The organism is Methanobrevibacter sp. (assembly GCF_030539665.1).
In the GTDB taxonomy this organism is placed as follows: domain Archaea; phylum Methanobacteriota; class Methanobacteria; order Methanobacteriales; family Methanobacteriaceae; genus Methanocatella.
Map to the genome: position 1 here is coordinate 101,088 of NZ_JAUNXR010000004.1, position 23,378 is coordinate 124,465.

The window sequence follows — 23,378 nt, forward strand, 5'->3', positions numbered from 1 at the left end:
ACAATGGATCTGAAAACACTTCATCAGTCACCGTTAACAGAGCATCAAGCCAAATTAGCATAGCTTGTGATAACGTGACTTACGGCAATAATGTAAGCGTTGATGTTTCAGCTGTTGGTAATGGCAAAGGTCTTAACGGTACTGCAACTGTTACCATTGGTGGCGAGGACTATGATGTTGAGGTTGTTAACGGTTCAGGTTCATTGGAGGTTCCTGAAGTCTTGCCTGCTGGAACTTACGATATTTCAGTAAGCTTCACTGAAAAGACAGGAAATTACAATGGATCTGAAAACACTTCATCAGTCACCGTTAACAGAGCATCAAGCCAAATGACTGTAACCATGGACAATATCACAGCTAAGGACAACATTTCCGGTGAAGTAAGTCTTATTGGAAACGGTGTCGGATTGAACGGTACCGTAACAGTCACCATTGACAATAAGGAGTATCAGGTTGAGGTTGTTGACGGAAAAGGAACAATTGACTTGCCTAATGACTTGACACCTGGCGAATACACAGCCAAAGTCGAGTTTGAAGGCAACGAAAACTACACAGGTTCTGAAATTGAATCATCATTCGATGTTGTAAAGAACATTGAACTGTCCGTAGATTCAATCAACATCACCTACGGTGACAACGAGGTTGTCACCATCAAGACCAATGTGGAAGTTCCAATCAACGTCACATTGACCCTGACCAAGATAGGGGACTCCAGGTTCCTCTCCTCATCAGCTGCTCTAAAACCAGGCGAAAGCACAAGGGTAGAGCTTGAGGGATCCGTTGATTTAGGTCTTGGAATGCTTGATGCAGGTCAGTACAGATTGACCGTAAGTCATGAAAATGATGATGACAGCATCGTAAACTCAACTGTTTTCACAGTAAGCAAGGCAAACACAACCGATGAGCTCAACATCGACAACGTCGTCTTCGGTGATGACATTACCGGTGACGTATTGATTACCGGAGCTCATGGTGAAGGTATCAATGGTACAGCTACCCTAACCGTTGCAGGCAAGGACTATGATGTGCCATTGACCAATGGTAAGGGATCATTTTCCATTCCTAACGACTTGCCTGCCGGTGATCACGCTCTTGCAGTAGCTTTCAATGGAAATAAAAACTACAATCCATCAATCAATCAAACTTCATTCAGCATTGACAAGGCAGAGCCTGAAATGAACGTTTCAACCAAGGTCAACGGTGATTCTATTGAAATAGATATCAAAATGCCGGAAACCGTAAACAAAAACGTAATAGTCAATGTGGACGGAGTCAATCATACTGTTGTTGTTGAAAACGGTATAGGAAAACTTACAATTCCTAACGTTTCAAGCGGAAAACACGATACTACTATCAGTTTCCCTGGAAACGAGAATTATACTGATAAACAGATAAGCTTAAACTTCACAGTACCGAAAAACGAAACAGATGATGGTGGCAATGGCGCTCAAATGGGTGACAATGCAGGAAAAACAGCTAATAAAATCGAAAGGAACTCAGTAGTCGAAAAAACAGGTAATCCAATATTGGCATTATTGCTGGTGTTAATGGCATTACCGATAAGAAGAATATTTAAAAAATAATCTTCTTAATTCTCTTTTTTTTTTAAAAATTGAACATTTTTAGTGATGTTTATTTAATCAGTTTCCATTTTGCAAATTTTTTCCTATTTATGCATGCATTTATAACAATGTTTATATGCATTCAAATAAGATATATTTATGTTAACTATATTTTGGTTAACAATGGTTTTTATGAATTGGGTATGACATGATTAAGTTTTCATTTCATGCTTAGTTTTTTTTTTAATAAAGGAGAATATAAATGAAACTGTATAGGTTAATTATTATTGGTTTATTAGTTTGTTTATGTTTTTCATCCGTTGTTAGTGCTGATGTAAACGTCAATGGCACTGAAGGGGAATGGGGAAATCCCAGTGTTGATATTAACATTACAGGGAACGGCTCTTCAAATCCCGTAAATCCTCCCAAATCCACTCATGATTTGCAGGTAGCTATTGACAATACTGAGGATGGTGGGATATTATATCTCAATAATAGCTATTACAGCGTCAATTCCACTATTTTAATCAGCAAAGCAATTACAATTATAGGACATGAGGAAGGCGGAAGTGGATATGCTACCGTTGACGGTGGAAACAAGACCAACCTGTTCATTATTAATAATGAGATTACAGTAACTTTTGAAAATGTAAACCTTATCAATGCAAAGCCGCCTAGAGACAATACTGAAGGTGCAGCCATCTATTCTTCAAATACCAAATCTGTATTGGTGGTGACCAACTGTTCATTTGTAAATGACCATGTATCCCATGGTAACAGTGTAGGAGGTGCTATATCTACCAATGGTAAGCTCATACCATCCTATTGTACTTTCATAAATTGCAGTTCATGGCAGGGTGGAGCTATTGACATCAACTCAGCTAGCCATTACATGACTTTTACAAACTGTACATTTATAGGCTGTTATGCTTATAATGCTGGAGGGGCTATAGCTGGAAAATGGTATGCACTTGTAAACTGTACATTTATCAACAACACTGCTGACCATCTTTATGGTGGTGCAATCTATGCTTCAACAGTACGTGGGTTGAACAACTGTACATTTATCAACAACCATGCTAACAGCTATGGTGGTGCTATCTATACTAATGACATTTACTACACCAACTACAATTCTGTATTTATTAATAATTCAGGATACAATGGTGGAGCAATATACGGTTACTATGCAAAGATAGATGGGTTAGTGAACTTTACATTCATCAACAATACTGCAATAAATGGTGGTGCTTTTTACTTAAGGAATACCAATTATGTTCTTAATGAAAATTTCAACAACTGTACATTCATCAACAATACAGCTACCAATAGCGGTGGGGCTATAGGCGTTGACACTTCATCATCAGTTACATTCAAGTTCTACAATGCAACATTTGTAGGCAATACTGCAGGGGTAAATGGTGGAGCATTGAATTTGCCGGGAAATGTTTATGCAACTATAGACAATTCCGTTTTCTACAACAACACTGCAGAAAGCGGCTCCAACATTTATGGAACTTCAAAGGTAACTGCTGATGGCAATTGGTGGGGTAACAACACCGTAAACGGCGTTGAAGGTTTTGATGTTTCCAACTGGTTGATATTGGAGCTTTCAGAAGATAAGGACAGATTTACTTTATCATTCAAAGTTAAAGACGAAAATGGCGAAACAGAATATGCTGAAGAATTGCCTGTAAGGGACTACAGCTTCTCTACAAACTTTGGAAGCTTTGACCCTGCAGAAGGATCCATCCAAAATGCAGCTACCAGCACCCTAACCACAGATATGGGTGGAGAATACCATATTGTAGGTACTGTTGACGGCCAATCCCTTTCATTAACCATCGACGTCCCTGTTGTTGACTTAACTTCCAATTCACCTGTAAATCATGGTGAAGACATAGTCTTGAGCGCTACCGTAGCAGTCAACGGAAATCCTGTTTCAGGCCAGGTTGAATTTTACGATGGCAATGGAAATCTTATTGATACAACAAACCTCGATGCAGATGGAAAGGCTTCAACCGCATTGGAAAATTATGCTGCAGGCAAATATTCCAACTACTATGCAAAATTCACTGGAAATGACGACTATCTTTCTTCAAGAAGCGACAAGGTCAATTTCACAATCAACAAGGCAGTTTCAGAATGTACAATCTCAATCGACAACATAACCTATGGAAATCAACTTGAGGTTAAGGTTACTGCTACAGTCAATGGCGAAGGTTATACTGGTGAAGTTGAAGTAGCTATTGGTGGTGAAAACTTTGTTGTGGACGTTACAGGAGGAACAGGTTCACTTGTTATTTCAGAAATCTTCGACGCTGACAATTACACAGCAACCGTTGAGTTAGCTGGAGATGAGAATCTTACAGGTTCTGAAGCTACTGTTGAATTTTCTGTTTACAAGGCAACTAGTTCAGTTTCAATTGACGTTTTAGACATTACCTTTGGAGAAAACGTCAAGGGAACAGTGGAAGTCTCAGACAACTTGAATGGTGAAGCAATTGTTGAAATCAATGGTAAAAAGTTCACTGTAACCATCACCAATGGTGAAGGTGCATTTGACTTGGATATCAACTTGGCGGCAGGCCAATATGGTGCCAATGTCAATTTCACAGGTGACAAGAATCATTTGGACTCTGCAGACGACACCACATTTGAAGTTGAAAAGGCTACTCCTGACTGTGAAATCTCCGTTAACAATATAACCTACGGAGATTCTATTGTAGTGGACGTGAAAGTTCTGGTCAACGGCGAAGGCTACACTGGCCAGGTTACTGTAACAGTCAATGGAAAGACCTTTGTTGTTGACATTGAGGATGGAAGAGGTTTTACAACCATTTCAGAAATCTTCGACGCTGACAATTACACAGCGACAGTCAAGTTCACAGGAAACCAGAACTTGACAGATTCAGAAGCTTCAACCGAGTTTACAATAAACAAGGCTTCAAGTCAGGTTCACATTTCATTGGTTGATATGAAATACGGTGAAAATCTGACTGGTGAAGTTAATGTAGACGAAAACTTGGAAGGTAGTGTGGTTTTAAAAATAGAGGGCAAGGAATACAATGTTGATGTATCTAACGGTCATGGTGTTGTAAATATAAATACTAACTTGCCAAAAGGCCAGTATGCAGTAAATGCAATGTATCTTGGTGACCTGAACCACAACAGTTCAACAACTGCAGAAATCTTCAATATTGATCATGCTGATTCCAAAACTGTTTTAACACTTGACAATATACTTATGGAGATAAAGTTAAAGGAACTATCGAAGTAACTGGATTTAATGACACAAAGCTTAATGGAAATGTGACAATCACTATTGATGATACAATTTCATTTAATGTAAATGTTACTAATGGTGTGGGAACTTTCGATAAGGAAATCACTTTGGGTGCAGGAGCCCATACTGTTACTGCACAGTACCTTGGTGAGAGCAACCATTCACCTTCAGCCACTGAAGTGACTTTCAGCATTGAGAAGGCAGAAAGTAATATCGAAGCAGAAATCAATCCGATTACCTATGGCGAAAACATCAAAGGTAATGTGACTCTTACAGGAGTCAATTCCGCTCCTTTGAACGGAAATGTCAACATCACAGTCGGTGGCAAGAACTATTCAGTTGAAGTTGTTGACGGTGAAGCTACATTTGACTTGCCTAACGAATTGGAAGCAGGCGAAAACACAATCGTCTTCACATTTGACGGCAGCAATGATTATAATGCTTCAACCGACATAAAAACCGTAACTGTAGAGAAATCTGATGATGCTGTTGTTTCTGTTGACTTTGATGATATTGTTTATGGTAAGAATATTACTGGTGTTGTGACTCTTGTTGGTGTTAATTCCACTCCTTTGAATGGTACTGTCAACATTTCTGTCAATGGTAAGGACTATGAAATTAATGTTGTGGACGGTAAGGCTTCATTTGAATTGCCTAACGATTTGGATGCCGGAGACTATTCCGTAAATTCCACATTTGTTGGAGATAAGAATTACAAGCCTTCATCTGAAACACAGGAAGTATCTGTAGAGCAATCCGATGATGCTGTTGTTTCAGTTGACTTTGATGATGTTTCTTATGGTAAGAATATTACTGGTGTTGTGACTCTTGTTGGTGTTAATTCCACTCCTTTGAATGGTACTGTCAACATTTCTGTCAATGGTAAGGACTATGAAATTAATGTTGTGGACGGTAAGGCTTCATTTGAATTGCCTAACGATTTGGATGCCGGAGACTATTCCGTAAATTCCACATTTGTTGGAGATAAGAATTACAAGCCTTCATCTGAAACACAGGAAGTATCTGTAGAGCAATCCGATGATGCTGTTGTTTCAGTTGACTTTGATGATGTTTCTTATGGTAAGAATATTACTGGTGTTGTGACTCTTGTTGGTGTTAATTCCACTCCTTTGAATGGTACTGTCAACATTTCTGTCAATGGTAAGGACTATGAAATTAATGTTGTGGACGGTAAGGCTTCATTTGAATTGCCTAACGATTTGGATGCCGGAGACTATTCCGTAAATTCCACATTTGTTGGAGACAAGAACTACAAGCCTTCATCTGAAACCCAGTCAGTAAATGTTGAAAAGGCAGACAGCTCAATTGAAGTGAATGTCAGCGACGTGACCTATGGGGAAAGCGTTGAAGTGAATGTAACTGTAACAGGCGTCGGTTCAGCTCCTTTGAACGGAACAGTCAGTATAGCCATCAATGGCAAGACCTACGAAATCGAAGTGACTGACGGCAAAGGCTCCCTAAGCATTTCAGACCTTTTGGGTGCGGGTGACTACACAATCACTTCAACTTTCGCTGGAGATAAGAACTACAACCCAGCTGTTGCAGAATCTCAATTCAAGGTATTGCCTGTTGAGGTTGAGCTCAATCTGGATTCCATTGACATTGTATACGGTGACAATGAAGTAGTTACCATCACAACCAATCTCGATATTCCAATCAACGTTACATTAAGCTTAAACAAGGTAAACTCAGGACTTTTAAGTGCAGGACTAAATCCTGGTGAAAAGATTACTGTAGAAATAAACGGATCCTATGACTTGAATCTAGGCGTCTTGGATGCTGGAAATTACAGGGTAATAGCTTCCTATGCTGGAGATAGCCATGGGGATTACAACAAGACCGTAAACTCCACAGTATTCACTGTAATCAAGGCAAATACCACCAATGAGCTCACCGTTAAGAATGTAACTTTCGGTGATACAATATCTGGTGAAATTTCAGTTACAGGTGCTCATGATGAAGGAGTTAATGGTAACGCTATTCTCACCATCAACGATAGGGAATTCCCAGTCAGCATTGTAAACGGTGAGGGCAAGTTTAACATAGACTACAAGCTATCTGCAGGAAACCATACTATGGGTGTTGCATTTGAAGGAAACAAGAACTATAACCCTTCAAGCAATGAAACCAATTTCACAATAGAAAAGGCTGAATTGAAACCTGTCATCACAGCTACTCAGGATGGAAAATCTGTTGTTGTTGAAGTCAGACTTCCTAATGATGCGGACGAAACCATCATGATCAACGTAAACGGCGTTGAATACTCTGTTGATGTTGTAGACGGATATGGAAAACTAATAATTTCTAATATTCCAATTGGAAATAATGAATTTATCATTTCCCTACCTGGAAATGAAAATTACACAGATGAAATTATTAAAATGAACTTTACAATGGAAGAGACTAAAAATAATGGTGCTGTTGAAAACGGTACTGTTATGGCTGAAACACAAAGTAATAATGAACTTAAAACAGGTAATCCAATAGCATTGCTCTTGTTAGTGCTAATGGCATTACCAATCAGAAGAATATTCAAAAGATAATATTCTTCACTATTTTTTTTATTTTAGAAAAATCAATCATAATATTTATATAGTAATAATAACTATTGTTATATAACAGCAGTTATTTTTATTTCCCATATAAGATAAATATGCGTTAATACAATATAATTATTATAAAAATTATTTAATTATTGTATAAAATTTTGGTGTGATTTAAATGAGTGATAAAAAAAATTACAAATTAGCAACATTGGGAGTACATGCAGGTCAAGAAGAACCTGATCCAGCAACAGGAGCACGTGCGGTTCCTATTTATTTAACTTCTTCTTATGTTTTTAAAGATAGTGAGGAAGCTGCAAGAAGATTTGCACTTGAAGAATTTGGTCAAATCTATTCCAGACTTACAAACCCAACCAATGATGCATTTGAAGCAAGAATCGCTGCAGTTGAAGGAGGAAATTCTGCAATTTCAACATCAAGTGGTTTGGCAGCTATTAGTTATGCAATATTGAACTTGACAGGTCCAGGTGATGAAATAGTATCTGCAGATAATCTTTATGGTGGAACTTACCAATTGTTTGATTATACATTAAGAGATTTAGGCAGAAATGTGGTATTTGTAGATTCACAGGATTTACAGGCATTTGAAGATGCAATCACAGACAAAACCAAGGCAATTTATGTAGAATCAATTGGAAATCCAAAATTGGATGTTCCTGATTTCGAAAAGCTATCAAAAATTGCACATAAACACGATATTCCTCTAATAGTTGACAACACAATTGGAGTAGGTTTAGTAAAACCTTTGGAACATGGTGCAGACATCATTGCAGCATCTGCAACAAAATACGTTGGAGGACACGGTACAGCAATTGGTGGATACATCGTAGACTCAGGTAAATTCAACTGGGGAAATGGAAAGTTCCCACAATTTTCAGAACCTGACCCAAGTTACCACGGTCTCGTTTACTGGGATGCATTTGGGGATGTTCCTGGAATGGGAAACATCGCATTTACAATGAGGGCAAGAGCAATACTATTGCGTGATCTTGGAGCTACATTATCACCTGTACATGCATTCGCATTCCTACAAGGGCTTGAAACATTAGAGTTAAGAGTCAATAAACATTCCGAAAACGCATTGAAAGTGGCTGAATTCCTAGAAGCTCATCCAAAAGTCAAATGGGTAAGCTATCCGGGATTGAAATCCCATCCAACTTACGAAATCAATCAGAAATACTTAAACGGAAAATCCGCAGGAATCTTAGGATTTGGAATTGAAGGTGGGGAGGAAGCGGGAAGAAAGTTCATAGACAACCTTGAATTGTTCTCACATCTTGCAAACATTGGAGATGCAAAAAGCCTTGCAATCCATCCAGCAAGTACAACTCACCAGCAATTGTCTCCAGAAGAGCAATTAGCTACTGGAGTAACACCTGACTTCATAAGATTGTCTATCGGTTTGGAAGATGCTGATGATATAATAGCTGACATAGAGCAAGCTTTAGACAAAATTTAGGTGAAAACATGATATATATGGATAATTCAGCAACAACACCTACAAACGAGGAAGTTGTTAAAGAAATGCTTCCATATTTTACTGAAGAATTTGGAAACCCATCAACTATTTATAAATTGGGTCAGGAATCTAAAGTGGCATTGGAGGAAGCTCGTAAAAGAGTGGCTGATGCTCTAAATGCAAAACCTGAAGAAATCATTTTCACAAGCGGAGGTTCAGAATCAGACAATATGGCAATAAAAGGCATTGCATTTAAAAATAAAGACAAGGGAAAACATATTATAACATCAAACATAGAACATCCTGCAGTTAAGAATACATTAGCCTTCCTTGAAGGTTTAGGATTTGAAGTAACTTATCTTCCGGTTTATGAAAATGGAATAGTAAAGGTAGAAGATGTGGAAAATGCAATTCGCGATGACACCATTCTAATTACAATAATGCATGGAAACAATGAGATCGGAACAATCCAGCCAATAGCAGAAATTGGAAAGATAGCCAATGAACACGGAATCAAGTTCCACACTGATGCAGTTCAGACTTTCGGTAAAATTCCAGTTGACGTTGAAGAGTTGGGTGTAGACCTATTGTCAGTCTCATCACACAAGATTTACGGTCCAAAGGGAGTAGGTGCATTGTACTTGAAGAAAGGAACCAGAATAGAACCTTTGATTCATGGTGGTGGACAGGAAAGGGGCTTAAGGTCAGGAACCGAAAACATTCCGGGAATTGTCGGATTCGGAAAGGCTGCAGAAATGGCAGCTGAAAATCTTGACGAAAACTATGAAAAGCTCATTACAATAAGGGACGCAATAATTGATAAGGTATTGGAAGAGGTTCCGGAAAGCTACTTAAACGGAGACAGGTATGAAAGACTTCCTAACATTATCAACTTCCGCTTTTCAGCTATTGAAGGGGAATCATTAATACTTCTATTGAGCGCAAAAGGAATCGATGCGTCAACAGGTTCAGCATGTTCCTCTAAGGACTTGCAGGCTTCACCTATATTGCAGGCTTTAGGATTGCCTGTTGTAGACATCCACGGTTCATTGAGATTGTCCTTAGGTTTGGAAAATTCAATGGAAGATGTTGATACTGTTACTGAAGCAATTAAGGAAGTTGTAGCAAGATTAAGGGAAATGTCTCCTTTATGGAACACCGATGAAAAATATGATGACATGATGTGTGGAAGTCATGGAAAATGTAAGAAGTGATTAAGATGATGTATAGTGATAAAGTAATGGATCATTTTGCAAATCCAAGAAATTCTGGTGAAATGGAGGATGCAGATGGTGTAGGAACCGTAGGAAACCCTACATGCGGTGACCTAATGACAATTTACATAAAAGTAAAAGATGATGTTATTGAAGATATTTCTTTCCAAACTTTCGGTTGCGGTGCAGCTATTGCAACCAGCAGTATGATTACCGAATTGGCAGTAGGCAAAACATTGGAAGAGGCATTAAAAATCACCCGTAATGATGTAGCAGAAGAGCTTGACGGCCTTCCTCCAGTAAAAATGCACTGTTCCAATTTAGCAGCAGACGCCCTCCAAGCAGCCATTGAAAATTATTATGAAACTCATGGTGAATAATTAAACTACGATAATTTTATATATAATAAAATTTAATTATTAAAATGAAATAATTAGGAGAGTTTAAAAATGACTGAAAGAGGACAAATTTATAAATGTAAAACTTGTGGAAATGTTGTTGAAGTATTAGATAACGGTGTTGGCGAATTAGTTTGCTGTAATCAACCAATGACTTTATTAGATGCTCAAACCGAAGGTGACAAAGCTGCTAAACACGTTCCTGTTGTAGAAGTTGACGGAAGTGCAGTTTTTGTAAAAGTCGGTGAATTACAACACCCAATGGAAGAAGAACATTCTATCAGATTCATTGAATTAATCGTTGGTGACGAAAGATTAATTGAAGAATTAGAACCTGGTGAACTCCCAGAAGCTACTTTCATTGTAGATGAAAAAGTACTTGCAGAAAATGACATTGTTGTAAGAGAATACTGTAATTTACACGGTCTCTGGGAAAACTAATTTAAGAATTTCATATTCTTAAATCTCTTTTTTTATTTTTCATTATTTTTTCTTTAATCCTAACTGTATTTTAAACAAATTTTTTATACTTCTTTCAATAGATATTAAACTATTATAGTGTATAGAATAATTTATTTTTATATTAATTTGATAGGAGTTATTTTTCATGATGCAAGATTGTCCAAAATGTAAAGGAAAGGGTTCTGTCATTGTAGGATATAAAGAGTGCAGCAGTTGTGGCGGAACAGGATATGCAGATTCTTTTGAAATGGGAAATCATTTTAAAGGAGTGAACAGTAAAGCAGCGGCAAAATTTGATTTAGGAGCAGATCAGGATATTCCATGTGAAATATGTAATGGAAAAGGACAAATTGCAGTATATGAGGATTGCGATTACTGCAATGGAAAAGGAGAAATAAGTGTCTGTAAAAAATGTGGAAAACCGATTGATCCTAAATTTGAAATCTGTCGTGACTGCCATATGAAGATGCAGGAAGAAAAGGCAAGGAAAGAACAGCAAAAGACAGATGTTTATGTAATCGACCCATTATGTGAAATGAAGGATATCAATAAGGATTATCTCTACAAGGGTAAAATAACAAGAGTGGAAAAATATGGAGCATTTGTCACCTTAAATAACAATGTATGGGGTTTAATGAGATGCAATACTTCAGGATATAAGGTTGGAGATGAAGTAATTACAAAAATAGTGGCAGTAAAACCAAGGGAACATAAGATAGACATGGCTCCTGCAGTTGTAAGCAACTATAACATTAAAAAATTAACTAAACAAATTCCAAGAACCAGAATCGAAGACCTTGAGGACGAAATGGGCAAGGTAGTTCGTATCGACGGTGAAGTGTTGCAAATTCAACAGACTTCAGGTCCGACAATATTCACAATCACTGATGAGACAGGAGTAACATGGGTGGCTGCTTTCGATCAGGCAGGAGTTAGGGCATACCCGGACATTGAAGTCGGAGATGCTGTAGAGGTTATTGGGGATGTCAATCAGCATGGCGGTAAAACACAGATTGAAAACCAATCTTTAACCAAATTGGATGGAGCTAAAAAGGAAAAGCTTTATCAAATTATAGAGGAAGCATTGAATAAGAGAGCAGAGCCTGAAGATGTTGATTTCCTTGTTAAAAGTGATGTTCTAAACAGATTAAAGCCAAAAATGAGAGAGGCAGCTCAAAAAATAAGAAGGGCTATTTTGGATGGAAGATCAATTCTAGTAAGGCATCATGCAGATGCAGACGGTATCTGTGCAGGAATAGCTATGGAAAAGGCAGTTATTCCATTAATTGAAAAGGTAAATCAAAGCAGCGATGCCCAATATTATTATTTCAAACGTTCTCCAAGTAAAGCACCATTTTATGAGCTTGAAGATGTTGTAAAGGATTTGTCCTTTGCTTTGGAAGATCAGGAAAGGCATGGTCAAAAATTGCCGTTAATTGTACTTTTGGATAACGGTTCAACAGAAGAGGACATTACAGCATTGATGCAGGCAAAAATCTATGATATTGAAGTTGTTGTAATTGACCATCACTTCCCTGGAGAGCTTATAACAAAAGAAATAGAGGATGGGGAAATCGTTGGTGGAACTGTAGAAGTGGATGAATACGTTGACGTTCATGTAAATCCTTATCTTGTAGGTGGGGATTCCCAATTAACTGCAGGAGCGTTGGCCACTGAAGTTGCCCATATCATCAACCCTGAAATAAAAGATACAATCAAACATCTTCCAGCTATTGCTGCATTGGGAGATCATGCAGATTCTGGAGAGGTTTATCAGTATTTGGAAATTGCGGCTGAAAAAGGATTTGATAAGGAGCATGCTGCAAAAGTAGCTGAATGTATTGATTTTGAAGCTTATTTCCTTAGATTTATGAATGGTAGGGGAATAATGGATACTATTGTAGGTATTGATAATGTTGATAAGCATGATAAGATGATTGAAGCATTATATAAGGAATATCAGAAAAGAGTTGACACTCAACTTAAAGCAGCTCTTCCAAATATCGAAAAAACCCAATTTGACAATGGAATTTACTTCAATTTAATGGATGTGGAGAAATTTGCACATAAATTCACATTCCCTGCTCCCGGTAAAACCTGTGGATTTGTCCACGATAAGGTTGTTAAGGAGTTGGGTGAAGATAAACCAATCATAACTCTTGGTCATGGTCCTGATTTTGGAGTTATTAGGGCGACTGATGCGGTTAACGAAATGTTTGGTTTTAGCGTTAACACAATCGTATCAGAGTTAGCTGAAGACATTCCATCTGCAGGTATTGATGGTGGCGGTCATGAATGTGCAGGTTCAATCAAATATCTTGAAGGATTGGGAGAGGACGTTTTGGATGACTTTGTAGATAAAATAAAGAACATGCAAAAAGTTTAGTTTGGTTTTATGATTTATCAGCATTATTGTCCGAATTGCGGTCATGGATTGTCCCTACAGATGAAGCATGTCCCAATTGTGGTGAGAAGACAGCATTTTCTCCTATCGATAGTGAGGATTTGCTTTTCAATCCTCCAATTCATGACATCGGTTTCTTTAATTTTGACATAGATTTTTCCCCTTACATCAATAGGAACAACAGGAATTTCAATTATTATTTGTGTTCAAAGTGTGGATTTTTAAATGAAAAGGATCATGATTTCTGTTTCAACTGTGGTGAAAAGCATAAGAAAAGCAGATGGGGGAAATTTGTTGATAGATTCAAAAAGGATGATCCGATCGTTGGAAAGGTCACATGTGAAAGCTGCGGTGCTGCAAATTCTCCAGAAAACATTTACTGTGAGGATTGCGGTGAAAGGCTGATTCCCAATGCTGACGAAAAGGATGGTGAAAGTGAAAAGAATTACGTTAATTTTAATTTCACTTATGAAAATCCGGTGTTTTGCTTTTGTGGAGAGGAAAACGATATTGATTCTTCTTTCTGTATAAACTGCGGATTTCCCTTACACAAGTTCAACTATTCACCTAGCAACATAAAGATTCTCTGCACATGTTCAAAACCCAACGACATCAAAAATACCTTTTGTGAGGATTGTGGAATAAGTCTGGACGGGGAGAATGAGGTTTTGAAATGTGCCTGTGGGGCTTCAAATAAACTGAACGCAAAATTCTGCATTAACTGCAATGCTCCTTTAAATCCTCAAAGAACAATCAAAACAAGATATGTGTGTACATGCGGAGCCATTCTCGATTATAATTCCATTTTTTGTGAATTTTGCGGTAAGGATATTTCAAAGGCTATCAAAAAGGATAAATCCATTAAGAAAGCCAAGGACGGATTTAAAAACATCAAAAGGAAATTTTTATGAAAACTTGTCATATTTGCGGAACTGAAAACTTTGAAACCAACAATTATTGTGTTCATTGCGGCAATAGGATAACAAAGATAAACATATGTCCCTGCTGTGGAGAAATCAATGATGATATGGCCAAATTCTGTAAGTATTGTTCCTTTCAGTTAAATCCAATAGATATTGAAAGTTTTGATGATTTGTTTTCAGAATATAACACTCAATTGTTGGCAGATTACAATTTAACTCCTCAAATGTATGTTGATATTCTCAATAGCGTTTTTGAAAAGCTAAAGTATACTAAAGTCAAGGGAAAAACCATCAAGGAGAAAATATTGAACTTGTGCGGGGTTTTTGCAAGATGCTATCCGAAATGTCGGGAAGGGGAATTGGGCCATAATTTCGGTAATGTGATTTTCTATGATGAGCGTTTGGATGATTCTTCACAGATTTCTGCTCTGCTTCATGAATTGGCTCATTGCATACTGTTCAATTTGATTTCCAGTTTGTTATGTGAAATTTTCAATGTCAATCATTCTCCGTTCATTGACAGTTTCGTTTGGTTCTTCTTATCCAACGATGATATGCTGCTTTTGAACGAATATTGCGCCTCTACGGTTTCCGGCAGATTTGTTCCTTATGGATTTCAGGATTATGGAAGCTTTAAGGCAGAACTTAAAAGAAGAGAGATTGATGAACAGTCTTTGGAGAAAATCATTAAACTTTCAATAAATTTTTCCAATGAGATCTGTTCCAGATTGGATAATTATATTGATGAGGCTTTAAGAGAAGATATCAAGTTTCAATTTAAGCTGGATCAGAAAGCTGAAAATTCCAATGCATTTGATTTTGAAATTCTTAGTGAATTTGATTTCAATGACAAAAACAAATTGCTTTTAGAATATTTACTAATGTATTTTGTTGCGGCAAGGTTGCCTGAATTCCGTGAGGAGCTATGTGATTGTCTTCAATTATTCGAATAAGTAAAATTAATAAAAAATAGTTAAGTGGGAAAACTAGAATTTAATTCTATTCTTCCTCATTTTCTTTTATATTTTCTAATACTTCTTTACCAGTATTAGTTAAACGGTATAATCTACCTTTTCTTGCTTCTTCATTGATACATTCAACGATTTCTTTTCCTTTTAGTTCGCTTAAAACTTTAGATATGTGGTTTGTTCTAATTCCACTATCTTTTGCAATATTGGTAGGTATCTTTACATTGTCACCAATGGACTTTACAGTTTTTTCACGGTATTTAGAAATTTGAACGTATGAAGTTAATTTCAATAATTCATCTTCTTCTTTTGCCATAATATCCCTGTTTATTTATTATAAAATTTATTATTATTGATAACTTAAAAAAGTTATAATAATGTGTCTATATAGTAATATAAAGTAGTACTATTATATATATATTATGTTTTTTAGATTTATTCTACATTAACAATAGAATAAATAATATATTTTATCTATTTTATAATATAAATATTGTTATTTTCTCTATTCTTTTTTTAAAAGATTTAATTTGTTATTATATGATTGTTAAATGATTTTTGATATTTTTTCACTAATTGGGATTTGCTGAGGCTTCTTTTCATTTGTTTACCTATAAAAAATTTTATTAGTTTCGAAGTCAATATTAATAATATATTATTATTTTATATTTATATGATTATGTGATAAAATGAAGTGTAGTAAATGTGGACATACAATTACAAAAGCCAATTCTAAGTTTTGTCCTAATTGTGGAAATAACATAGATAATACAAATCAAAAACCTGTTGAGGTTGAATCTAACAGTTCAAACAACAATCAGATGATTATTGCAGTTACCGTTGTCATAATTGCCATTATCATCGCCCTAACCGCTGCATACAGTGTAGGTGTTTTTGGACCTTCTTCTGAAAATAGCTACAGTTCAGATAAGCCTGATGTACAAGTTCAGGAGGAAGCGAAGGAAATACAAACTTCAGATGGTGGCGGTGTTGGCAGTCAAGATAATGAAAAAGGTGAGCAGTCTGGTGGAAGTTGGCAGCCTATCGGTTCATTTTCCGGTTCGGGCTCTGGTTCTAAAACAATCAGCGTCCCGGCAGGTCAGATCAGGATAGATCTATCTGCATATCCCATTAAAAATTATGCAACTAATCATCTGTATGTTTCAGGATCTAACGGTAAAAGTGCAGGTGTGGATTGGGGTTCAAGGAGTGCGGTAGCTACTCGTTCCGATTCGCTTTCATTCACATCTTCCAGTTCAACAACCTTCACAATAGATTATTATGAAACCGTAAGTTGGAATGTTGAGGTTTACAAATATCAATAATTAAAGGTAATTTAAAATGATTTGTCCAGAATGTGGTTTTGAAAATAAGAAAAATGCAAAATTTTGCAGTAAATGTGGTACAAAATTAAAAAATGAGGTTTCACGACCTGTAAATTCTGTAAATTCTGATAGTGACGATAAATCAAAATTAATAATAGCCGTTACAATTGTTATTGTTGTAGCTATTGCATTATTTACTTGCTATAGTTTAGGAGTATTCGGTGGAGGGGAAACCTATGACAGTTCCTCTGCCGATGCTACAAAGGCAGAAGACAGCGGGGTTTCACAAGTATCATTATCAGCATTTCCAGTCTCTGAAGCTCCATTTTTAGCTAGTGAAATTTCTAAAACAGGTAGTGCAGATTCAGTCAACTTTAAAGGAGTAACATTAACCAAATCCCAGGTTGCATATATTCTAACAAAATCCATTGCAATGATTGGCAGTGGAGATTCTCACGGAACTATAAATGTGGGAAGTTATTCCTATGCCGGCCATCCATCTGGAGCAGACAGATCACAGTCAATTTCAAGTGCACAATACATTGACATGTGCAATCGTTTCTCCTCATGGATAGAAAGAAATCATCAGGTTCCAAATTACGTTGGAATCAATACAGGAGGAGTTCCTGACATTTCTCCTACAAAAATGATTAACATTTGTATTAACATTTTGGTTCAATACAAAAATACCGGAAGTTTGCCTAGTTCTGTTTCTGTTTAAACTTCCTCTTTTTTTCTTTTTTTATACAGGTTTATATTTAATAAAAGCCAAAGAATATAATAATGTTTTTTGATTTAAATGTTAAAGGTAGAGATTTAGACTATAATATCGAGTTGGCAAACCACTCAAAAAGGTATGGCTGGACCCATATTAACTTTTCATATTCTCAGGATGACTTCAAAGAAGCTTTGGAAGTAAAGGAAGAGCTTCAAAATCACTTCGATAACGAGATTGCCATTGATTACACTTTGGAAATCAAAACTGATAATGTTAATGACATCGGAAAGGCAGTTAATAAGTACAGGAAAAAGTGCAATTGCATTTCCGTCGTTGGAGGGGATTTGAAAATAAACAGGGCATCCTGTGAGAATGTTAGGGTGGATGTTTTGTCAAGGCCCTACCTGAAAAGATACGATTCTGGCCTTAACCATGTTCTTGCCAAGGAAGCGGTAAAGAATAATGTGGCCATTGAATTGTGCTTTAAGGATATCTTAAGTAGTTATCTATCATACAGGTCCAAGATATTGTCTAACTTTAAGGATATATATGCTCTTCATCGTAAATTCGGATTTCCTTTAATTCTATCTTCAAGGGCAAAATCTATTTTTGATATAAAGTCCCCTAACGACATCAGGGCATTTTTCAAATCCACAGGATTGACAGATGAGGAATTCCTAAAGGCCATGAACAGCTCAGGGGAGATACTGGAATTTAATCGCAATCGCCATAACATGATTTTAAGGGGTGTTAGGAGGATTGACGATGAAGCTTAAGGTATTGCCTCCTACTCTTAGAAAGAACAACCATTATCTTGTTGTTGACATATTCTCACAGGTGGAAATAGATAAGAATGATTTGGTAAACATAGTTTGGGACGGCTGCGTCAGATATTTCGGTGAATGTTATACTGCAAATTTCAATTTGTGGGTGATGAGATTTCAGGAAGTCAAATGTAATTCCGAACATTTCTGTTATCAGGCTGTCATTCGTTGCCAGAGAGGGTATGAGGAGGATTTAAGGGCTGCCTTAGCATGCGTCAACAAATTCAAATCTAAGAGAATTTCCATTCTGACCATGGGAATGTCCGGAACTATCAAATCGGCTGTAGATAAGTATTTTCATTAATTTTAAATTGAACAATTAAAAAGTAACTTTTTGTTAGTTTAAAATAGAAAACTTTATTAATAGATAAGTATATAAATAGTTACTGAATTTATGGATATTGGAAGAAAAATATTTTAATTGGCTACAGTCACTTTAAAAAAATGTGGCGATTAAAATAAATTAAAGACCATGTCATGGAGATATGGGTTAAATTTTTAACATTGTATTTTAAGCAGTAGACTTTAAATTTTATATAAAATATTAAAACGAGGTAAATTATATGCAACCTTTACAAAACGCTGGTTATGATAGGGCAATTACTGTATTTAGCCCAGATGGAAGACTTTTCCAAGTTGAATATGCGAGAGAAGCTGTAAAAAGAGGAACTACTTCTGTTGGAATCAAATGTCCTGAAGGTGTAGTTTTAGCAGTAGATAAAAGAACTACCTCTCCGTTAGTTGAATCAAAATCAATTGAAAAATTATTTAAGATTGATGAACACATTGGATCAGCTACTTCTGGTCTTGTTGCAGATGCAAGAGCACTTGTAGAAAGAGCAAGAGTAGAAGCTCAAATTAATAAAATTACCTACTCTGAACCGATTAGTGTAGAAACATTATCTAAAAAATTATGTGATATGTTACAGTTATACACTCAAAATGGTGGTGTAAGGCCATTTGGTTCTGCATTAATTATCGGTGGAATCTACAACGATAAATGCAGATTATTCGAAACAGATCCAAGTGGAGCATTAATCGAATATAAGGCAACAGCTATTGGTGCAGGAAGAAATCAGGTAATTGATATATTTGAAGACAATTACAAAGAAGACATGACTTTAGATGATGCTATTGAATTGGCTTTAACTGCGATTAATGAAGCAACTGATCATGAAACCAGTTCCAGCAATGTAGAAATAGCTGTAATAACTAAAGAAAATCCGGCTTACACTAAACTTTCATCTGAAGACGTACAAAAATATATTGATGATTTAGTAGCTAAAAAAGAAGCTGAAGAGAAAGCAAAAGCTGAAGAAGATAAAGAAGAATAATATTTAATTTGATTGTTAGGAGATAATTCAATGGTTAACGTAGATGAAGCAATTATTGCAAAATATGAATCGTATGGTGAACATTTTGAGATTTTAGTAGATGCAGATTTGGCTGCAGAATTTAGAAATCCTGATGGTAAAGATGTTGCCATTGAAGATCTTTTAGCAGTTGAAGAAGTTTTTAAAGACTCTAGGAAAGGAGATAAAGCTTCTGATGAAGCGATGAAAAAGATTTTTGAAACTACAGATCCATTGGAAGTTTCAAAAATCATCCTTGAAAAAGGTACAGTTCAATTAACTGCTGAACAAAAAAGAAAAATGCAGCAGGATAAAAGAAAACTAGTTATTAATAAAATCGCTAGAGAGTCTATTAATCCTCAAACTGGACTTCCTCATCCGGCACAAAGAATTGAAAACGCTATGGATGAAGCAAAAGTTAAAATTGATCCTTTTGTAGCAGTAAATCAACAAGTTCAAACAGCTTTGAAAGCCATCAAACCATTAATTCCAATAAGATTTGAAAAAGTTAAAATAGCTGTTCGTCTTCCGGGATCTGCTGCAGGAAATGCATACAATACAATCCATCCGTTTGGCGAAATACTAAATGAAGAGTGGCAGCAAGATGGTTCATGGATAGCTATTGTTGAGATTCCAGGAGGTCTTCAAGACAAATTTATTGCTAAAATGGCAGGAATATCTGCTGGTGAAGCAGAAACTAAAGCTATCAAATAATCTTTGAGGTTTTACAATGATATATGTTGAAAATAAAGATTTGGTTATTCCTGGGCAAGTATTAGCTGATGATGATTATTACTCAGGAAGAGGCACTTTTAAGGAAAATGGCAAGGTATGTTCTTCATTGATGGGCCTTGTTTCTTTAAGAAATAAAAAAATTAGAGTAATTCCATTGAAAAGCAAATATGTTCCTAAAAAAGGGGACGTTGTCATAGGTAAGATTGATGACGTTAAATTTTCAATGTGGGATGTAGATATTAACTCACCTTATTCAGGTATCCTTCCGGCATTTGAAGTATTTGGAAGAGAGAAAAAAGAATTAAACAAGGTTTTTGATGTAGGTGACATCCTCTTTTTAAGAGTAATTGATGTGGATGAAGTTAAAAAAGCAAAATTAGGATTAAAAGGAAGGGGAATGGGCAAATTCAAAGGAGGAATTCTTGTAGAAATTGCACCAACCAAAGTTCCTAGATTAATAGGTAAAAAAGGTTCCATGATCAACATGATTAAAGATAAAACCGGTTGTAAAATTGTTGTTGGTCAAAACGGTCTTGTCTGGGTAAAGGGAGACGAGGACATGGAACAGCTTACCAAGAACATTATTAACATTATTGAAAAAGAAGCTCATACTTCTGGTCTTACTAATAAAATTAAAAATAAATTGTACTTGGAAATCGATGGGGAACTTCCTGAGGAAGAAAAAGAAATCGATCCTAATGATTATGATGAAAACGGTTTGGAAAAACCTAAACTTCAGGATTTCAGAGAAGAATTAGAAGCTGAAGAAAAATTGGAAGCTGAAAAAGTGGAAGAAGAAGATAATGTTGAAGAATCTTCTGAAGAAATTGAAGAAGTAGAAGAAGATAATGATGAAGAGCCTTCTGAAGAAATTGAAGAAGTTGAAGAGGACGCATCTGAAGTCGATGAATTGCCTGAAGAAAACAAACCTAAAAAAGCATATAAGAAATTGGACTTTTATGAAAGATTAGAAGAGCTTAAAAGAAAAAATAGGTCAAAATCTATTTCTATTGGAAGTAAACCTAAAAATTCATTGATTTTAAATAATAAAGATTATTAATGGGGATATTAGACATGTCAGAATTTATTAGAGAGGATGGAAGAAAATATAATGAATTACGTCCTATTAAAATAGAAGCTGGAGTTCTTGAACGTGCAGATGGTTCAGCATATTTGGAATTTGGTGGAAATAAAATATTAGTAGCTGTTTATGGGCCTAGAGAATCTTATATTAGAAGATTATTAGAACCAAATACTGGTGTAATTAGATGTAGGTACAATATGGCACCATTTTCAGTCGATGACAGAAAAAGACCGGGTCCTGATAGAAGATCTTCAGAAATATCAAAAATCACAGCTGAAGCTTTAAGACCTGCTTTAATGTTGGAAAATTATCCACGTTCAATGGTGGACATTTACATTGAAGTAATTGAGGCTGAAGGAGGTACCCGTTGTGCAGGTATTACCGCAGCTTCTGTAGCTTTAGTTGATGCAGGTATTCCAATGAAGGATATTGTAGTTGGATGTGCTGCTGGAAAGGTAAACGATGAGATTGTTCTTGATTTATCTGAAGTTGAAGATAAAGAGGGTCAGGCTGATGTTCCTGTAGCTATAATGCCAAGAACTGGTGAGGTTACTTTACTCCAAAGTGACGGTAATTTAACTGAAGAAGAATTTGATAAAGCTTTAAATTTAGCTATTGAAGGATGTATGGAAGTAAGTAAACTTCAAAAAGAAGCTTTAATGAAGAAATATTCCACAGAATGAGGTTTTTTTTATGACTAAAATTACACCAGAAATTACCAAAGAAAGTATTATTAATCTTGTAAACAACAATAAACGTGAAGATGGCAGAGCGCTTGATGAATATAGGGACATTACTATTGAAACCAATGTAATCTCTAAAGCTGAAGGTTCTGCAAGAGTTAATCTTGGAGGTACTCAAGTCATAGCTGGAATCAAACCTCAAATTGGTGCACCTTTCCCGGATACTCCAAATTTAGGAGTTTTAATGACTAATTGTGAAATGTTGCCAATGGCTGATCCTACTTTTGAACCAGGTCCACCAAGCGAAGATTCAATCGAACTTGCACGTGTTGCTGATAGAGGAATCCGTGAAAGTGAACTTGTAGATTTGGATAAGCTCTGTATTGAAGAAGGAAAGCACGTTTGGATGTTATTCATTGATTTACATATAATTGACAACTGTGGAAACCTCTTTGATGCTGCTGAACTAGCTATTATGGCTGCATTGAAATCAACCCAATTGCCTACCGCGACAGTTGTAGACGATGAGGTTGTTTTAGATAAGGAGAACACAATTCCTTTACCAATCAATAAAGAATTAGCTATGTGTACTTTCGTTAAGATTGGGGATAAATTGGTTTTAGATCCTACTTTAATTGAAGAGGAAATTTCAGAAGCTCGTTTAAACATTGGTGTTACTGAACAGGGCAATATCTGTTCAATGCAAAAAGGAGGATCCGAACCTTTAACCAAGGAAGAGATTCTTGAATGTGTTCATATTGCCGTTTCAAAAACTAAAGAATTAATAGAAAATCTTTAAATGTCCTCTGGACGATTTAAGTTTCTAAATTCTTTTTTTAATAATTTTTTATTATCTATTTTTATAAATTTACAGTTCTTTTCTTTTAAAAGCCCTTTTATATGCAATATGTCTTTTTCTATTAGATTAGTTATTGTATCAATATTGTTTTTATTGTAGATTGAATGTAATGGTTCTGATGTTTTTATTTTATTCTCATCATCATTATATGGCACGATGCAATCATAGTCATTTGATATTTCATTAAAAAGAGTATTTACATGGTTTTTTGTGATGTATGGGCTGTCACATGGAAGCACCAATGCATAATCTGATGAAATGTGTTTGAGGCCGGTTAGAATTCCTGATAATGGTCCCTTATCCTTTATTTCATCTTCTACAAATCTGATTTTATAGGAGAATTCATGTTTTTCAATAAATTCTTTATATTTGATAATCCTATCTTCATTATTTAAAACAATTACTGCTTCATCTATTATGTTATTTAAAGTAGTAAGTATATGAATAATCATAGGTTTACCATGAATATTCATAGAGCCTTTATCCTGACCCATTCTTCTACTCTGCCCTCCACATAAAAGTATACAAGATTTCATT

Annotated in this window: 20 protein-coding genes and 1 pseudogene; 19 read left to right on the forward strand and 2 right to left on the reverse strand. The window is 35.9% G+C overall.

The annotated features are described in order from the left end of the window. The 10 genes from Q4P18_RS06110 to Q4P18_RS06155 form a co-directional block, all read left to right on the forward strand. Positions 1-1,583, forward strand: a 1,583-nt coding sequence (locus Q4P18_RS06110) for an Ig-like domain-containing protein (RefSeq protein ID WP_303336817.1), incomplete at its 5' end; no start/stop codon positions are given. Between the two features lie 241 nt (positions 1,584-1,824). Continuing rightward, positions 1,825-4,842 carry an Ig-like domain repeat protein gene (locus Q4P18_RS06115; RefSeq protein ID WP_303336820.1) on the forward strand — a complete coding sequence of 1,006 codons (3,018 nt, stop codon included), beginning with the start codon at positions 1,825-1,827 and terminating at the stop codon, positions 4,840-4,842. After that, a complete protein-coding gene (locus Q4P18_RS06120) occupies positions 4,833-7,412 on the forward strand; it encodes an Ig-like domain-containing protein (protein WP_303337227.1) in 2,580 nt (859 codons plus the stop codon). Before Q4P18_RS06115 ends, Q4P18_RS06120 begins: the two co-directional genes overlap by 10 nt. A gap of 178 nt (positions 7,413-7,590) precedes the next feature. Further along, positions 7,591-8,892, forward strand: a complete 1,302-nt coding sequence (locus Q4P18_RS06125; protein ID WP_303336822.1) for an O-acetylhomoserine aminocarboxypropyltransferase/cysteine synthase family protein — start codon at positions 7,591-7,593, stop codon at positions 8,890-8,892. Positions 8,893-8,903: 11 nt separating this feature from the next. Beyond that, positions 8,904-10,106 carry a cysteine desulfurase NifS gene (gene nifS, locus Q4P18_RS06130; RefSeq protein WP_303337229.1) on the forward strand — a complete coding sequence of 401 codons (1,203 nt, stop codon included), beginning with the start codon at positions 8,904-8,906 and terminating at the stop codon, positions 10,104-10,106. 8 nt (positions 10,107-10,114) lie between these two features. After that, complete coding sequence (gene nifU / locus Q4P18_RS06135) at positions 10,115-10,486, forward strand: Fe-S cluster assembly scaffold protein NifU (protein WP_303337231.1); 372 nt, start codon at positions 10,115-10,117, stop codon at positions 10,484-10,486. A 69-nt stretch (positions 10,487-10,555) separates the two neighbouring features. After that, entirely contained in the window at positions 10,556-10,945 is a 390-nt protein-coding gene (locus Q4P18_RS06140) for a desulfoferrodoxin (protein ID WP_303336825.1), read from the forward strand. A gap of 166 nt (positions 10,946-11,111) precedes the next feature. Then, positions 11,112-13,352, forward strand: a complete 2,241-nt coding sequence (locus Q4P18_RS06145) for a DHH family phosphoesterase (RefSeq protein WP_303336828.1) — start codon at positions 11,112-11,114, stop codon at positions 13,350-13,352. Positions 13,353-13,378: 26 nt separating this feature from the next. After that, a complete protein-coding gene (locus Q4P18_RS06150) occupies positions 13,379-14,281 on the forward strand; it encodes a zinc ribbon domain-containing protein (protein ID WP_303336831.1) in 903 nt (300 codons plus the stop codon). Continuing rightward, entirely contained in the window at positions 14,278-15,246 is a 969-nt protein-coding gene (locus tag Q4P18_RS06155; RefSeq protein WP_303336833.1) for a zinc ribbon domain-containing protein, read from the forward strand. Before Q4P18_RS06150 ends, Q4P18_RS06155 begins: the two co-directional genes overlap by 4 nt. A 46-nt stretch (positions 15,247-15,292) precedes the next feature. On the opposite strand, the gene Q4P18_RS06160 is transcribed toward Q4P18_RS06155, so the two are convergent. After that, positions 15,293-15,577, reverse strand: a complete 285-nt coding sequence (locus Q4P18_RS06160; protein WP_303336836.1) for a transcriptional regulator — start codon at positions 15,575-15,577, stop codon at positions 15,293-15,295. Between the two features lie 373 nt (positions 15,578-15,950). On the opposite strand from Q4P18_RS06160, the gene Q4P18_RS06165 reads away from it, so the two are divergent. From Q4P18_RS06165 to rrp42, 9 genes and pseudogenes are all read left to right on the forward strand, one after another. After that, on the forward strand, positions 15,951-16,586 hold the full coding sequence (locus Q4P18_RS06165; RefSeq protein WP_303336838.1) for a zinc ribbon domain-containing protein: 636 nt from the start codon (positions 15,951-15,953) through the stop codon (positions 16,584-16,586). Positions 16,587-16,602: 16 nt separating this feature from the next. Then, positions 16,603-17,307, forward strand: a complete 705-nt coding sequence (locus Q4P18_RS06170; protein WP_303336839.1) for a pseudomurein-binding repeat-containing protein — start codon at positions 16,603-16,605, stop codon at positions 17,305-17,307. A 62-nt stretch (positions 17,308-17,369) separates the two neighbouring features. Continuing rightward, complete coding sequence (gene rnp3 / locus Q4P18_RS06175; RefSeq protein ID WP_303336842.1) at positions 17,370-18,080, forward strand: ribonuclease P protein component 3; 711 nt, start codon at positions 17,370-17,372, stop codon at positions 18,078-18,080. Next, complete coding sequence (locus Q4P18_RS06180; RefSeq protein WP_303336844.1) at positions 18,070-18,432, forward strand: Rpp14/Pop5 family protein; 363 nt, start codon at positions 18,070-18,072, stop codon at positions 18,430-18,432. The genes rnp3 and Q4P18_RS06180 overlap by 11 nt, the downstream gene beginning before the upstream one ends. Positions 18,433-18,691: 259 nt before the next feature. Beyond that, entirely contained in the window at positions 18,692-19,462 is a 771-nt protein-coding gene (psmA, locus tag Q4P18_RS06185; RefSeq protein WP_303336846.1) for an archaeal proteasome endopeptidase complex subunit alpha, read from the forward strand. A gap of 30 nt (positions 19,463-19,492) precedes the next feature. Continuing rightward, positions 19,493-20,194 carry a ribosome assembly factor SBDS gene (locus Q4P18_RS06190; RefSeq protein ID WP_303336848.1) on the forward strand — a complete coding sequence of 234 codons (702 nt, stop codon included), beginning with the start codon at positions 19,493-19,495 and terminating at the stop codon, positions 20,192-20,194. A 16-nt stretch (positions 20,195-20,210) separates the two neighbouring features. Beyond that, positions 20,211-20,993: pseudogene (gene rrp4 / locus Q4P18_RS06195) on the forward strand (exosome complex RNA-binding protein Rrp4); the annotation flags it as partial. A gap of 296 nt (positions 20,994-21,289) precedes the next feature. Continuing rightward, entirely contained in the window at positions 21,290-21,982 is a 693-nt protein-coding gene (gene rrp41, locus Q4P18_RS06200; RefSeq protein ID WP_303336851.1) for an exosome complex exonuclease Rrp41, read from the forward strand. Positions 21,983-21,992: 10 nt separating this feature from the next. After that, positions 21,993-22,781: an exosome complex protein Rrp42 gene (gene rrp42 / locus Q4P18_RS06205; RefSeq protein ID WP_303336854.1), complete on the forward strand. Its 789-nt coding sequence runs from the start codon at positions 21,993-21,995 to the stop codon at positions 22,779-22,781. Here the strand turns inward: rrp42 and Q4P18_RS06210 are convergent. Then, the gene (locus Q4P18_RS06210; RefSeq protein WP_303336857.1) at positions 22,778-23,377 is read right to left on the reverse strand and encodes a molybdenum cofactor guanylyltransferase; all 600 of its coding nucleotides are present in this window, start codon (positions 23,375-23,377) and stop codon (positions 22,778-22,780) included. The two genes, rrp42 and Q4P18_RS06210, sit on opposite strands and share 4 nt — an antisense overlap. Position 23,378: the final 1 nt, after the last annotated feature.